This is a genomic window from Pantoea sp. DY-15, from assembly GCF_019795935.1.
GTDB lineage: Bacteria > Pseudomonadota > Gammaproteobacteria > Enterobacterales > Enterobacteriaceae > Pantoea > Pantoea leporis.
The window spans coordinates 687,973-700,438 of sequence record NZ_JAIMIF010000001.1 but is presented as its reverse complement, the minus strand read 5'-3'; the positions used below and the strand labels follow the sequence as shown (position 1 = coordinate 700,438).

At 52.1% G+C, this 12,466-nt stretch carries 16 protein-coding genes; 13 read left to right on the top strand and 3 right to left on the bottom strand.

The genetic code is table 11. The features are described 5' to 3' along the window. Positions 1 to 9: 9 nt before the first annotated feature. Positions 10 to 603 (bottom strand): ribosomal protein S5-alanine N-acetyltransferase, encoded by a 594-nt coding sequence (rimJ, locus tag K5Y32_RS03390; RefSeq protein ID WP_101760856.1) that lies wholly within the window; start codon positions 601 to 603, stop codon positions 10 to 12. A 245-nt stretch (positions 604 to 848) separates the two neighbouring features. On the opposite strand from rimJ, the gene mdtH reads away from it, so the two are divergent. The 10 genes from mdtH to K5Y32_RS03340 all read left to right on the top strand — a co-directional run bounded on the left by mdtH (position 849) and on the right by K5Y32_RS03340 (position 8,569). Continuing rightward, entirely contained in the window at positions 849 to 2,051 is a 1,203-nt protein-coding gene (mdtH, locus tag K5Y32_RS03385) for a multidrug efflux MFS transporter MdtH (protein WP_192234313.1), read from the top strand. A gap of 89 nt (positions 2,052 to 2,140) precedes the next feature. Then, positions 2,141 to 2,788 (top strand): glutaredoxin 2, encoded by a 648-nt coding sequence (gene grxB / locus K5Y32_RS03380; RefSeq protein WP_110865912.1) that lies wholly within the window; start codon positions 2,141 to 2,143, stop codon positions 2,786 to 2,788. A gap of 111 nt (positions 2,789 to 2,899) precedes the next feature. Next, a complete protein-coding gene (locus K5Y32_RS03375) occupies positions 2,900 to 3,463 on the top strand; it encodes a lipoprotein (protein WP_222181795.1) in 564 nt (187 codons plus the stop codon). A gap of 135 nt (positions 3,464 to 3,598) precedes the next feature. Further along, positions 3,599 to 4,645 carry a dihydroorotase gene (pyrC, locus tag K5Y32_RS03370; protein WP_222181794.1) on the top strand — a complete coding sequence of 349 codons (1,047 nt, stop codon included), beginning with the start codon at positions 3,599 to 3,601 and terminating at the stop codon, positions 4,643 to 4,645. 68 nt (positions 4,646 to 4,713) lie between these two features. Next, a complete protein-coding gene (gene dinI, locus K5Y32_RS03365) occupies positions 4,714 to 4,959 on the top strand; it encodes a DNA damage-inducible protein I (protein ID WP_101760861.1) in 246 nt (81 codons plus the stop codon). Between the two features lie 143 nt (positions 4,960 to 5,102). Next, a complete protein-coding gene (locus K5Y32_RS03360) occupies positions 5,103 to 5,372 on the top strand; it encodes a hypothetical protein (RefSeq protein ID WP_101760862.1) in 270 nt (89 codons plus the stop codon). Positions 5,373 to 5,650: 278 nt separating this feature from the next. Further along, positions 5,651 to 5,905: a biofilm formation regulator BssS gene (bssS, locus tag K5Y32_RS03355; protein ID WP_008103119.1), complete on the top strand. Its 255-nt coding sequence runs from the start codon at positions 5,651 to 5,653 to the stop codon at positions 5,903 to 5,905. A 106-nt stretch (positions 5,906 to 6,011) separates the two neighbouring features. Then, positions 6,012 to 7,127: an N-methyl-L-tryptophan oxidase gene (gene solA, locus K5Y32_RS03350; protein ID WP_222181793.1), complete on the top strand. Its 1,116-nt coding sequence runs from the start codon at positions 6,012 to 6,014 to the stop codon at positions 7,125 to 7,127. A gap of 292 nt (positions 7,128 to 7,419) precedes the next feature. Then, positions 7,420 to 7,992, top strand: a complete 573-nt coding sequence (locus K5Y32_RS03345) for a cytochrome b (RefSeq protein ID WP_222181792.1) — start codon at positions 7,420 to 7,422, stop codon at positions 7,990 to 7,992. A 1-nt stretch (position 7,993) separates the two neighbouring features. Beyond that, positions 7,994 to 8,569 (top strand): YceI family protein, encoded by a 576-nt coding sequence (locus tag K5Y32_RS03340; RefSeq protein ID WP_222181791.1) that lies wholly within the window; start codon positions 7,994 to 7,996, stop codon positions 8,567 to 8,569. 44 nt (positions 8,570 to 8,613) lie between these two features. On the opposite strand, the gene K5Y32_RS03335 is transcribed toward K5Y32_RS03340, so the two are convergent. Further along, positions 8,614 to 9,669, bottom strand: coding sequence for a rhodanese-related sulfurtransferase (locus K5Y32_RS03335; protein WP_222181790.1), 1,056 nt, complete (start codon positions 9,667 to 9,669; stop codon positions 8,614 to 8,616). A 267-nt stretch (positions 9,670 to 9,936) separates the two neighbouring features. On the opposite strand from K5Y32_RS03335, the gene K5Y32_RS03330 reads away from it, so the two are divergent. From K5Y32_RS03330 to K5Y32_RS03320, 3 genes are all read left to right on the top strand, one after another. Beyond that, positions 9,937 to 10,860: a Kdo(2)-lipid IV(A) acyltransferase gene (locus tag K5Y32_RS03330; protein ID WP_101760866.1), complete on the top strand. Its 924-nt coding sequence runs from the start codon at positions 9,937 to 9,939 to the stop codon at positions 10,858 to 10,860. A gap of 558 nt (positions 10,861 to 11,418) precedes the next feature. Then, entirely contained in the window at positions 11,419 to 11,685 is a 267-nt protein-coding gene (locus K5Y32_RS03325; protein WP_008103132.1) for a hypothetical protein, read from the top strand. Positions 11,686 to 11,804: 119 nt separating this feature from the next. Beyond that, positions 11,805 to 12,200: a MysB family protein gene (locus tag K5Y32_RS03320; RefSeq protein WP_101760867.1), complete on the top strand. Its 396-nt coding sequence runs from the start codon at positions 11,805 to 11,807 to the stop codon at positions 12,198 to 12,200. A gap of 6 nt (positions 12,201 to 12,206) precedes the next feature. Here K5Y32_RS03320 and K5Y32_RS03315 read toward each other — a convergent pair whose 3' ends face one another. Then, a complete protein-coding gene (locus K5Y32_RS03315; RefSeq protein WP_110865906.1) occupies positions 12,207 to 12,446 on the bottom strand; it encodes a YceK/YidQ family lipoprotein in 240 nt (79 codons plus the stop codon). Positions 12,447 to 12,466 lie beyond the last annotated feature (20 nt).

The window sequence follows — 12,466 nt, the reverse complement described above, 5'->3', positions numbered from 1 at the left end:
GATCCTTTATTATTGTCCACGACGATCCGGGGTCCACTCCCGGCAGGTCAACGCGGTGAGTACATGATCCTGCCAGCGCCCATCGATCAATAAGTAATCTTTGGCGTAACCCTCTTTTTCAAATCCAAGGCGCGCCAGCAGATCGCCACTGCGCTGATTGTGCGGCATATAATTAGCCATAATGCGGTGAATACGTTGCTGGCGTTGCATATAGCGAAGGGTGGTAGTGAGCGCTTCAAACATCAGTCCCTGACCTTGCCACTTCTCGCCCAGCGAATAGCCGAGATAGCAGGCGTGAAACGATCCGCGCAGCACGTTGCTGTAATTCGCCACACCACGCACTTCGGTCTCTTCCGGGTCCATCAGCACAAAATAGTAGGCTGAGCCCTGTTTATGCATGTCGGCGATCAGTCCGAGGCGTGCTTGCCAGCCCGAAGGATAACAATGGCTCTCGTCGCGCACCGGTTCCCACGGCTTAAGAAACGCACGATTTTCAGCGTAATAATCCGCTAATCGCCAGGCATCGCGTTCGTGTACTAAACGCACCACTAAGCGATCGGTAGTGAGGCGTACGCGTGGGCCAGCAGAACGATAGCCAAACATCATGACTCCTGAAATCCATAACTTAAGAAAGATGTACGCCAGCGGCGATACTTCTCACTATAACCGTCACCCCGCTTGCGGTAAAACCCTTGAACGCGTTCCTCAGGATTCATCCTGATTTAGGATTAATATTTCTGCGGAATCGATGAAAAAATATCATCCTGAGAAAGCTGTTTTTCGCCGCTGAGCAGGCGGAAGATAGACCAATTGGTCTCTTATCTCCTCTCATTTGCTCAGGAATTGGCATGTCTCGGGTTGCGCAGGCACGACGCCTCGGTAAAACATTTCTTTTAGTGGATAACATGCTGGTTGTGATGGGCTTTTTCGTGGTGTTTCCCCTCATTTCCATCCATTTTGTCGAACAGCTGGGCTGGGCCGCGTTGATGGTCGGTATTGCGCTTGGCTTGCGCCAGTTCGTCCAGCAGGGATTCGGCATCTTCGGCGGTGCGATTGCCGACCGTTTTGGCGCGCGTCCGCTGATCGTCACCGGCATGCTGATGCGCGCGGCGGGTTTTGCCTGCATGGCGCTGGCGCATGAACCCTGGCTGCTGTGGTTTGCCTGTTTGCTTTCCGGTCTTGGCGGCACGCTGTTTGACCCGCCACGCAGCGCGCTGGTGATGAAACTGGTACGCGCACGCGATCGCGGCCGCTTCTTCTCCCTGCTGATGATGCAAGACAGCGCCGGTGCGGTGCTGGGCGCACTGATTGGTAGCTGGCTGCTGGCGTGGGATTTCCGTCTGGTGTGCTGGGTTGGCGCGGCGGTGTTTGTCACTGCTGCGCTGTTTAACGCCGTTTGGTTACCGGCGTGGCGCATCTCGACCGAACGCATTGCGATGCGTGAAGGGATGCAACGCGTCTGGCAGGACAAGCGTTTTCGCCTGTACGTGCTGACATTGACCGGCTACTACATTCTCGCCGTGCAGGTGATGTTGATGCTGCCGGTGATGGTGAATCAGGTAGCCGGGGCACCTGCTGCGGTGAAATGGATGTACGCGATTGAAGCGCTGCTGTCATTAAGCCTGCTCTATCCGCTGGCGCGCTGGAGCGAAAAACGCTTCCGCCTCGAAACGCGTTTGATGGCCGGCTTGTTCCTGATGACGTTCAGCCTGCTGCCGGTTGGCATGACCGATTCGCTGCCGTCGCTGTTTATGCTGATCGCCCTCTTTTATCTGGGCTCAATCATCGCGGAACCGGCGCGAGAAACGCTCAGCGCTTCGCTGGCCAGTTCGCGTGCGCGCGGCAGCTATATGGGCTTCAGCCGACTCGGCCTCGCGATTGGCGGTTTGATCGGCTACTCCGGCGGCGGCTGGATGTTCGATATGGGCCAGCAATGGGCGCTGCCGGAACTGCCGTGGATGCTGCTGAGCAGCGTTGGCATGATTACCCTTTTGGCGCTTTGGTGGCAGTTCCAGCCGCGTTCGGTGGCGCCAGCGATTTTCAGCAGCTAATTTGCCCCCGCCAAAGATCTCTTCCATACTTCCCGCACGTCCGAAAAAAGGGTGACCTCCGTCACCCTTAGAACCACAGGAGAAACGGGATGAAACTCTACATCTACGATCACTGCCCTTTCTGCGTCAAAGCACGCATGATTTTCGGCTTAAAAAATCTGCCATTAGAACTCATCGTTATGCTAAATGACGACGAGCAAACGCCGAAAAAATTGATCGGCCAGAAAATGGCGCCGATTCTGCAAAAGGCCGATGGCAGCGCTGTACCGGAAAGTATGGATATTGTGCGGCTGGTAGATAAACACGATCACCAACCGCTGCTCAATGGCAAAAGCAATCCTGCGATCAGCGACTGGCTGCGCCACGTGAATGGCTACGTCAATAAGCTGCTGCTGCCGCGCATCGCCGATGCCTCCTTCGCCGAATTCGCCACGCCGGAAGCGCGCAGCTACTTCAGCGAGAAGAAGCAGGCCAGCGTGGGCGATTTCAGCGAGTTGCGTAAACACGCGCCGGGTTTGATCAAAAACATCAGCGATGATCTGCGTCAGCTCGACAAGCTGATCGTCAAACCCAACGCGGTTAATGGCGAACTGTCGGAAGATGATATTCATCTGTTCCCGCTGCTGCGCTCCTTGACGCTGGTCAACGGCATCGAATGGCCAAGCCGCGTTGCCGATTATCGCGACAACATGGCGAAACAAACCCAGGTTAATCTGCTCTCCTCTATCGCCGCATAATCCTCGTCCCTGAGAGGCGCTGCGGCGCTTCTCATCTCTCTCCTGGTGACACATGCCGCTGATTCAGGCAGGCTATCGCTGTTTTGCCGTTTCGATCAGGATGAGGACAATATGAAAAAGGCGTTTACCGGGCTTTTCGCCCTGCTTTTTGCCGTGCTACTCAGCGGCTGTAACCAATTGACGCAATACACCATCAGCGAACAGGAAGTGAATCAGGCGCTGCAAAAGCGCAATAACTTCGAAAAAGACATCGGCGTTTCCGGGCTGGTGAATGCGCACATTGTGCTGAGCGATCTCAGCAGCCAGATTGGCCGTGAAGAACCTGGCAAAATTACGCTCTCAGGTAAAGCCAATATCAATGTCAGCTCGCTGTTTGGTCCGCAGCAGGCCGAAATGCTGCTGAAGATGAAAGCGCAGCCGGTTTATAACGCGCAGGAAGGCGCGATTTATCTGCATGACATGGAGATTGTCGATGCGCAGGTGCAGCCGGAGAAAATGGCGTCGATCATGAAAACCCTCACGCCGTATCTCAATGAGTCGCTGAAGCGCTACTTCAATGAGAGACCTGCTTATGTGCTGAGTGCAGACCGCAGCAAAGGCGAAGCGCTGGCGAAGAAACTTGCTAAAGGAATTGAAGTGAAACCGGGACAATTGGTGATTCCGTTTACTGATTAATCCGCGCAACCGCACCTTCGGGTGCGGTTTTTGTTTGTCACAATAAAATCCCGTGCAAACGGTTGCCCACATCCTTATGATTACTCCCCGGCCTAAACGTGCCTCTCGTTTTCTTCTCAGCCGGAGTCTTTTTGAATGACAGCCCAACCTCAGCACATTACCATCCGCCGCCCTGACGACTGGCACATCCATCTGCGCGATGGCGCGATGCTCAACGCCGTACTGCCTTATACCAGCGCAGTAAATGGTCGCGCGATTGTCATGCCAAACCTGGTTCCACCGGTTATCAGCGTGGCCGCTGCCGTGGCGTATCGCGAGCGCATCATGGCTGCGTTACCTGCTGAGCATGCTTTTACTCCGCTGATGACCTGCTATCTCACCGATTCACTTGATCCCGATGAGATCGAGCGCGGCTTCCGTGACGGCACGTTTACCGCCGCCAAACTCTATCCTGCGCACGCCACCACCAACTCCAGTCACGGCGTGACCAATATTGCCGCCATCGCTAATGTGCTGGATCGCATGCAGCAGATCGGCATGCCAATGCTGGTGCACGGCGAAGTGACCGATTCTCACATCGATATTTTTGATCGCGAAGCTCGCTTTATTGAAACCGTGCTGGAACCGCTGCGTAAACAGTTCCCGGCGCTGAAAGTGGTGATGGAGCACATCACCACGAAAGAAGCGGCGGAGTATCTGGCAGCCGGTAACGATCTGCTGGGCGCCACCATTACGCCACAGCACCTGATGTTCAACCGTAACCACATGCTGGTGGGCGGCGTGCGTCCGCATCTTTACTGCCTGCCGATTCTGAAGCGCAATATCCATCAGGAAGCGCTGCGTAAGCTGGTTGCCAGCGGGAATCGTCGCGTATTCCTCGGTACCGATACCGCGCCACATCTGCGTCACCTCAAGGAAGCCAGCTGTGGCTGCGCCGGCGTGTTTAATGCGCCGACCTCATTGCCGGCGTACGCCACCGTGTTTGAGGAGCTGAATGCGCTGGAACATTTCGAAGCCTTCTGCTCGGAGAACGGCGCGAACTTCTACGGTCTGCCGCTGAATGAAGGCACGCTGACGCTGGTGCGAGAATCCTGGCAGGTTGAAGAGAGCATTGCGCTGGCGGATGACACGCTGGTGCCTTTCCTTGCCGGTGAAACGCTGAACTGGCGCATCAAAGAATAATGATCTGCTGCTTGCCTTCGGGAAATTTATACTGTATAAATAAACAGTATATTATCCCGGAGGCTTCTATGCGTGTTGAAATTACCGTAGCAAAAACTTCGCCCCTTCCTGCGGGTGCACTGGATGCACTCAGCGTCGAACTGGTTCGTCGCATTACGCAGGATTTCCCCGACGACGATCATCACGTCAAAGTGCGTTATGCCGGCGGCAACCAACTCAGCGTGTTTGGTGGCTGTAAAGAGTCTCGCGAACGCATCAGCGAACTGTTACAAGAAACCTGGGAAAGCGCTGACGACTGGTTCAATAACGATTAACTGCCACTGTGCCGTTTTTGCCGGGTATCGCTATCCGGCTTTTTTGTTTTTATTTCCCTCTCGCCAGAAAAACTTCCTGCATCTAGACTCATGTTAAACGATCCCCTATTCTTGCCTCGTCATGCTTACAGGAGGTGTTTTACATGACTACTGAAAAACCAGAAGAGGCGATGACCTTCGGAGAATTGCTGGCATTTATTGCTGAGCAACAGCGCCGCTTAACCGTATTAGAAAATGCGTTTGCCACCTTGACCTTCTGTCTCGACGATCGCGCCAATCAGTTGCTGGTCCACAACCTGACGCTGGAAGCGCAAAACCAGAACCATGACGAGCAGTTACAGCAGCATTTTACCCGGCTGGCGGAAGAGATTCAGAAACGTCACGGCCTGCTGCCGGTCGAGCCACACTCATAAACGTGCCCCCTTTTTCGGCCTAAAGTTTTCCCTTATAAAAGCCGATAACTTCGTCAGTGTTGCCAGTAATAATTCCAATAAAATGCCTGACGCTGCGGGCATTTTATTATTCGATTAAACGGCAATGTTAACCGCGTTTATTTTTACTCTGTTTAGGTTCGTCATACCTTTTAACTATTGTACCCGCTATTTCATGTTATAATTGTTTCGCTAGTGCACGATACAGCCGCATTGAACCTCAAGAAGCACTTCGTTTAACGAGTAATACGGAGGTTATAATGGACAGAAATAAAGACGTCATCCAGACTCATCCGTTGGTAGGATGGGACATCAGCACCGTAGACAGTTATGACGCCATGATGATTCGCCTGCACTCGCTCTCCTCGCAGGGGCAGAAAGAAGAAGAAGCTGACGTGGGTCCGACCTACTGGCTGACTACCGACGTAGCCAGACAGTTCATCTCTCTACTCGAAGCTGGCATTGCAAAAATAGAGTCTACCGAGCAGTACCTACGCGACAATCAAAAGCATTAATTTCTACTATCGCGTGAAAGGGCACCCAACAGGGTGCCTTTTTCATGGGCGCTCTCTTTTGATATGCTGTTGAAAAATTTCGCTGTTTTGCTGGAGTGATGTCGTTATGGTTTATGATCTGATTGTGGTGGGAAGCGGTTCGGTCGGCGCAGCAGCCGGGTTTTACGCCACGCAGGCTGGCTTATCGGTGCTGATGATTGATAGCGCCCATCCGCCGCACAGCCAGGGCACACATCATGGGGAAACCCGGCTGATTCGCCATGCGTATGGTGAAGGTGAACGCTACGTGCCGCTGGTGCTACGCGCACAGACACTCTGGGATGAGCTGGAACGCCAGAGCGGCGAGCGCATCATGCATCGCAGCGGCATCCTCAACTTAGCGCCCATCACCTCCTCCTTTATTCAAAATGTTATCGATAGCGCGAGAGCGTGGCAGCTGAATGTGAAAATCCTGCAAGCCGATGAAGTGCGCGCACGCTGGCCGCAGTTCACGGTGCCGGATGGCTACATCGGCGTGTACGAACCCAACTCCGGCTTCCTCAAATGCGAGCAAGCGGTGCGCAGCTGGGTGCAGCTGGCGGAACAGGCCGGTTGCGCGCAGCTGTTTAACTGTCCGGTGACGGAGATCGGTCGCGACGGCGATCTGCAGCAGGTCACTACCAGCGATGGCATTTTCCGCGCGCGTAAACTGCTGGTCAGCGCCGGAACCTGGGTGAGCCAGTTGGTCGCCGATCTGCCGGTTGCGCCCGTGCGTAAAGTTTTTGCCTGGTATCAGGCAGATGGTCGCTACAGCGAGAACAACAAATTCCCCGGCTTTACCGTGGAGATGAGCGATGGCAGCCACTTCTATGGCTTCCCGGCGGATAACAACGCACTGAAAGTGGGACGTCACGATGGCGGCCAGCTGATGCAAACGCCGGCCGATCGCAAACCCTTTGGCAGCATCGCGGTAGACGGCAACGAATCTTTTAGCTTCCTGCGTAAATTCCTGCCGGGCGTGGGCGTCTGTTTGCATGGCGAAGCCTGCAGCTACGACAATACGCCGGACGAAGATTTCATTATCGATACGCTACCGGGCGAACCTAATCGTCTGATCATCACCGGCTTAAGCGGACACGGTTTCAAATTCGCCAGCGTGCTGGGTGAACTTGCCAGTGAATTTGCGCAGAACAAACCGTTCTCTTTCGATATTGCGCCTTTCTCGCTCGCGCGATTTAACTAAACCATACTTGCCGGTACTAATCCTGTGCCGGCGAAATTGACACAAACTGACAGTTAATTACCTATATCAACATTCAGCGCCGCGCTATGCCGCATTTGGTGTAGTGAATATGCAATACTTCGCAATAAGCCCCGCCTTTTAAGCTATCCCTTCAATTATTCTGACTGAGTTTTAATTAAATCCTCATTTATTCCGAAGATGATTTTCAACTTTATAGAAAAGTAAGGTTAATTGATCTTTCATTGCAAAATGTAGATGCTCATTACCACTTATTTCATTCCAGGTGATTTTAATGTGGCGTAATTCCACACAGCATTTCGGCGCTGTCTCGATTTTATTGCATTGGCTTATGGCGCTGGTTATTTACGGCATGTTCGCGCTGGGTTTGTGGATGGTCGGATTGGGCTATTACGATGGCTGGTATCACGATGCGCCCGAAATTCATAAAGGCATCGGCATTCTGCTGTTCGCTGCGCTGCTGCTGCGCCTCGGCTGGCGTTTTATTTCACCGCCGCCCAAACCGTTGGCGAGTTATTCGCCCGCCGTACGACGCAGCGCTACCGCCGCGCACTGGCTGTTATACGGCTTACTGTTGGTGCTGCTGTTCACCGGTTATCTCATCTCCACCGCCGATGGCAAACCGATCTTCGTATTTGGCTGGTTCGCGGTTCCCGCCCTGTTCAGCGGCGCCGCGCAACAAGCGGATCTGGCGGGTGACATTCATCTTTGGCTGGCGTGGGGTTTGGTGCTGATCTCAGCACTGCACGCGCTGGCAGCCCTGAAGCACCATTTTATCGACCATGATGTGACACTGAAAAGGATGTTGGGTTACCGCATCCCGTTAACCTCTGAAAAGGAAAAGTAACATGCTAAAGAAGACATTATTGGCAGTAGCAGCGGCCGGATTATTGAGCGCCAGCCTGACGGCCAGCGCGGCTGATTACAAATTTGATAAGGAAGGCCAGCACGCATTTGTGCAGTTCCGCATTCAGCATCTGGGCTACAGCTGGTTGTACGGCACCTTTAAAGACTTTGATGGCAGCTTCACTTTTGATGAAGCCAATCCTGCGGCAGATAAAGTTAACGTGACCATCAACACTAACAGCCTCGATACCAACCATGCTGAGCGTGATAAACACCTGCGCAGCGCGGATTTCCTCAACACCGGTAAGTTCCCGCAGGCAACCTTTGCTTCTACCGCCGTGAAGAAAGAGGGTAAAAATTACAAGATCACCGGTGACCTGACGCTGAATGGCGTGACCAAGCCCGTCACGCTAGATGCAAAATTGATCGGTGAAGGCAAAGATCCGTGGGGCGGCTACCGTGCAGGATTTGAAGCCAGCGGTGAGATCGTGCTGAAAGAGTTCAACATCAGCAAAGATCTTGGCCCGGCATCGCAGAAAGCTGAACTGATTATTTCGGTGGAAGGTGTGCGTAAGTAAACAAAATACAGCCTGAAGTCCGCTGACCTCAGGCTGTTTTGCGCTTATTTTTTATCTGGCGCCGGAATCGCCATCGTCATGTTCAGCAAACCACGTGATTTGTTGAACACTTTGTTGCCATTTTCACGGCCCGCACGGCGTGCGCGCTGCTCCTCTGGCGACAACGTTGACTCTTCCATGCAGATTGGGCTGCAGCAGTTGTTGTACTTTTCAGCGCAGCTTGGGCACTGAATAAACAGCAAATGACAGCCATCATTGATGCAGTTGGTGTGGCTATCGCAAGGCGTGCCGCACTGATGACAGCTGGAAAGAATATCGTCGGAAATACGCTCGCCCATGCGTTCGTCAAAGACAAAGTTTTTGCCCTTGAAACGCACCGGTAAGCCCTGTTCACGCGCCCGACGGGTGTATTCAATAATCCCGCCTTCGATGTGATAAACATCTTTGAAGCCGTTGTGCTTCATCCAGGCGCTGGCCTTTTCACAACGAATGCCACCGGTACAGTACATGACAATCTTTTTGTCTTTCTGATCCTGCAGCATATCAACGGCCATCGGCAGTTGATCGCGGAAGGTATCGGCCGGCACTTCCATGGCGTTATCGAAGCGCCCCACTTCATATTCGTAGTGGTTACGCATATCCACAAACAGCGCATCCGGATCGTCGAGCATTGCATTAACGTCCGCGGCTTTCAGGTAAGCACCCACATCGCTGGCATCAAAGCTGTTGTCTTCAATCCCATCCGCTACAATTCGTTCACGCACTTTCAGGCGCAGCACCCAAAAAGACTTACCGTCATCATCCAGCGCAATGTTCATGCGCAAGTTATCTAGCGCCGCATCAAAGGCATACAAAGCGGCCTTCATCTTTTCGTAGCGGCTGGCGGGCACACTGATTTGTGCGTTGATGCCTTCATGCGCAACATAGACGCGACCAAACACCTTGAGTTTGGTTAACTCAACGTAGAGGGCATCACGGAAGGCTTTAGGATCGGCAATCTGGAAGTATTTATAAAAAGAGACTGTGGTACGTGGTTCGGTTTCCGCCAACATACGTTCCTTCAGCTCTTTATTGGAAACAAGGTTATGTAACACTGGCATGGTGTTCGTCCTGTTAGCAATCAGAGAAATTTAGCGCGCGTATGATACCCGAATTCTGCCTGATACAAAAATGTTGGTTTGATAAGCCTGCCGGCTGAAATTACATACGCATTTATGCGCCACAATTGCGTTTTCGTGCGCATACCTGCTGTCGGAAAGCCGTCCTCGGTCTATGCTTGATTTCAGCCAGAATGAAAAAATGGCATAATGACAAAAAATTACAGAAACCGGACTCTCTGGCATAAGACGCAGGATACTGACATTTCCATGACTCAACTTCCCCAACTCACCCGTGAACTCTTCTATCCACGCTATTGGCTGACCTGGCTCGGCATTGGCTTTCTTTATCTGCTGGTGCTGTTGCCCTATCCGGTACTGCATGCAATTGGCTGCGGATTGGGTCGCGTTGCCATGCGCTTTATGAAGCGGCGCGTTGAAGTGGCGCAGCGTAATCTTGAAGTGTGCTTCCCCACTATGCCGACCAATGAACGTGACGCGATGGTAAAGCACAACTTCGAATCGGTTGGCATGGGGCTGATTGAAACCGGGATGGCGTGGTTCTGGCCGGACTGGCGTATTCGTAAATGGGTCACCACCAGCGGGCTGGAGCACGTGACTAACGCGCTGGCAGAGAAGCGCGGCATATTATTAATTGGTATGCACTTTCTGACTCTGGAGTTGGGAGCGCGGGTATTTGGTATGCACAACCCAGGCATTGGCGTGTATCGTCCCAACGACAACAAGTTGATCGACTGGCTACAAACCTGGGGCCGGATGCGCTCCAATAAAAGCATGCTGGACCGCAAAGATCTGAAAGGCATGATTCGCGCCATGAAGAACAACGACATTATCTGGTATGCACCGGATCATGATTATGGCCCGCGCAGCAGCGTGTTTGCGCCATTCTTCGCGGTTCAGGATGCGGCGACCACCACCGGCACTCATATGCTGATTCGACTGGCAAACCCAAGCGTAGTGCCGTTCCTGGCGCGACGTCTGCCGAACGCGCGCGGCTATGAGCTGAAAATGATGCCAGATATCCGCGACAAATTTACGCTGGAATCTGAACTTGATACGGCTGTGGTGATGAATAAAGTGGTGGAAGAGACGGTGCTGCTGGCTCCAGAGCAATACATGTGGCTGCATCGCCGCTTTAAAACGCGTCCGCAAGGCGAACCATCGGTTTATTAATATTGGTCGGGGCACCCTGTGTGCTCCGCTGTTTATATGCACTAATTTGCCTTTTGGCGCGATCACATGCGGTAATTTATTAGTGAGCCGTGCCAGCCTGAACTTAGGCTGATAGTTGGCTTAGCGCCGCATTTAATCAGACATCACTTTTCTTCAGCACGCAATGTTGACGTAAAATTAACCTTTCCTCGCGCCGCAGCAGCCAAATTCTGCGTTGATGCAGGATTCGCGGAATTGTCACTCATTAATATTTATTCACCAAAGTTTAGCGTTTCGGACCTGATTTCTACGACTTCCAGGGCTATTCCTATTTAATATTGCTAAATCCTTCGGCATCACTTATCAATGTAGTAAAATTAACTTACTAAACAAGGTATTGTCTGATTAAAAAACCCCATATTCCTTTTAGTTAAAATAATCGCTTCGCTTATAACTTTATGGAATTGGTTCGTAAAATCGAATCCAGTTAATTTCGATTACAGCACTTAGCTTCACCCGTTCACTTTTAAAAAATATAAAAAGATTACACACAGCAAATATATCTCAGGACAATATAATATGAATAAAGGTATCTACTACTACGTGACGATCAGTACCGATCAGGAAGGTTATCATCTTCTGCATCGGAAAGAGTGCAAACGCTTACCCGTAAAGGAGGACATGGTATTTATTGGCACTCTATATAATTTAAATCAGGCATTATCAACCGCGCGTATTAATTTTAAAAAGGTTAAGCCCTGTATTAAATGTTGTATTCGTTACTCTGCTCCAATTATTCACGAATCAGTACGCCCGGTGTTGCATTTCCCGCAGAAAATAGCCTGACCGGTTGGGCGGTTGAATTTCACGCAACCGCCCAACTGATATTTCCTCTCCGCCCTGCACTTCACGATTTTTCGTCTATCCTTCTGTGAAATCCCTTTTTTACAGACATGGAGTTGATGATGAGCCTGTTTACCACCCTTGAAGAAGCCATTGAAGCCGCTCGTGAAGAGTTCCTCGCCAGCCAACCAGAGATCGCTGAAGAAGATGCCAGCGTGAGCCAGTTCGCCCTGCAGAAGTACGTGATGCAGGATGGCGACATTATGTGGCAGGCCGAATTTTTCGCGGAAGAGGACGGTCAGGGTGAATGCCTGCCGATCTCCAGCGGAGACGCCGCACAAGCCATCTTTGATGGCGATTTTGATGAAGTCGAACTGCGTCAGGAGTGGCAGGCGGAAAATACGCTGCACGAATGGGATGACGGCGAGTTCCAGCTGGAACCACCTCGTGACCTTGAAGAGGGCGAAGCGGCGGCACAAGAGTGGGAAGACGATAACAGCCCTTCTGACAATCTGTAATAACGTTTATTCGTACGGACCGTGACTGGCATCGACGGGCAGTAACAGCGTGTCCATCACCAGCGACAGCGGCAAATCGATAATGGTTAGCACGCGCCACGGTCCGTCACGAACGTCCCACTGCACGCCGGGATAATATTGGTTGCCGTGACCTTGTCCGGGAAAGGTGCGGCTGATGATACTGCCACAACCGGTGAGCAGAAGAATGGCGGCGCTAAGCGCGGTTATTTTCAGGAAATAATTCACAACATTTACTCACAATGAAC

Bases quoted from the DNA above. Each gene is read 5' to 3' on its own strand.
- rimJ (WP_101760856.1), bottom strand. From the start codon at position 603: ATGTTTGGCTATCGTTCTGCTGGCCCACGCGTACGCCTCACTACCGAT.
- mdtH (WP_192234313.1), top strand. From the start codon at position 849: ATGTCTCGGGTTGCGCAGGCACGACGCCTCGGTAAAACATTTCTTTTA.
- grxB (WP_110865912.1), top strand. From the start codon at position 2,141: ATGAAACTCTACATCTACGATCACTGCCCTTTCTGCGTCAAAGCACGC.
- K5Y32_RS03375 (WP_222181795.1), top strand. From the start codon at position 2,900: ATGAAAAAGGCGTTTACCGGGCTTTTCGCCCTGCTTTTTGCCGTGCTA.
- pyrC (WP_222181794.1), top strand. From the start codon at position 3,599: ATGACAGCCCAACCTCAGCACATTACCATCCGCCGCCCTGACGACTGG.
- dinI (WP_101760861.1), top strand. From the start codon at position 4,714: ATGCGTGTTGAAATTACCGTAGCAAAAACTTCGCCCCTTCCTGCGGGT.
- K5Y32_RS03360 (WP_101760862.1), top strand. From the start codon at position 5,103: ATGACTACTGAAAAACCAGAAGAGGCGATGACCTTCGGAGAATTGCTG.
- bssS (WP_008103119.1), top strand. From the start codon at position 5,651: ATGGACAGAAATAAAGACGTCATCCAGACTCATCCGTTGGTAGGATGG.
- solA (WP_222181793.1), top strand. From the start codon at position 6,012: ATGGTTTATGATCTGATTGTGGTGGGAAGCGGTTCGGTCGGCGCAGCA.
- K5Y32_RS03345 (WP_222181792.1), top strand. From the start codon at position 7,420: ATGTGGCGTAATTCCACACAGCATTTCGGCGCTGTCTCGATTTTATTG.
- K5Y32_RS03340 (WP_222181791.1), top strand. From the start codon at position 7,994: ATGCTAAAGAAGACATTATTGGCAGTAGCAGCGGCCGGATTATTGAGC.
- K5Y32_RS03335 (WP_222181790.1), bottom strand. From the start codon at position 9,669: ATGCCAGTGTTACATAACCTTGTTTCCAATAAAGAGCTGAAGGAACGT.
- K5Y32_RS03330 (WP_101760866.1), top strand. From the start codon at position 9,937: ATGACTCAACTTCCCCAACTCACCCGTGAACTCTTCTATCCACGCTAT.
- K5Y32_RS03325 (WP_008103132.1), top strand. From the start codon at position 11,419: ATGAATAAAGGTATCTACTACTACGTGACGATCAGTACCGATCAGGAA.
- K5Y32_RS03320 (WP_101760867.1), top strand. From the start codon at position 11,805: ATGAGCCTGTTTACCACCCTTGAAGAAGCCATTGAAGCCGCTCGTGAA.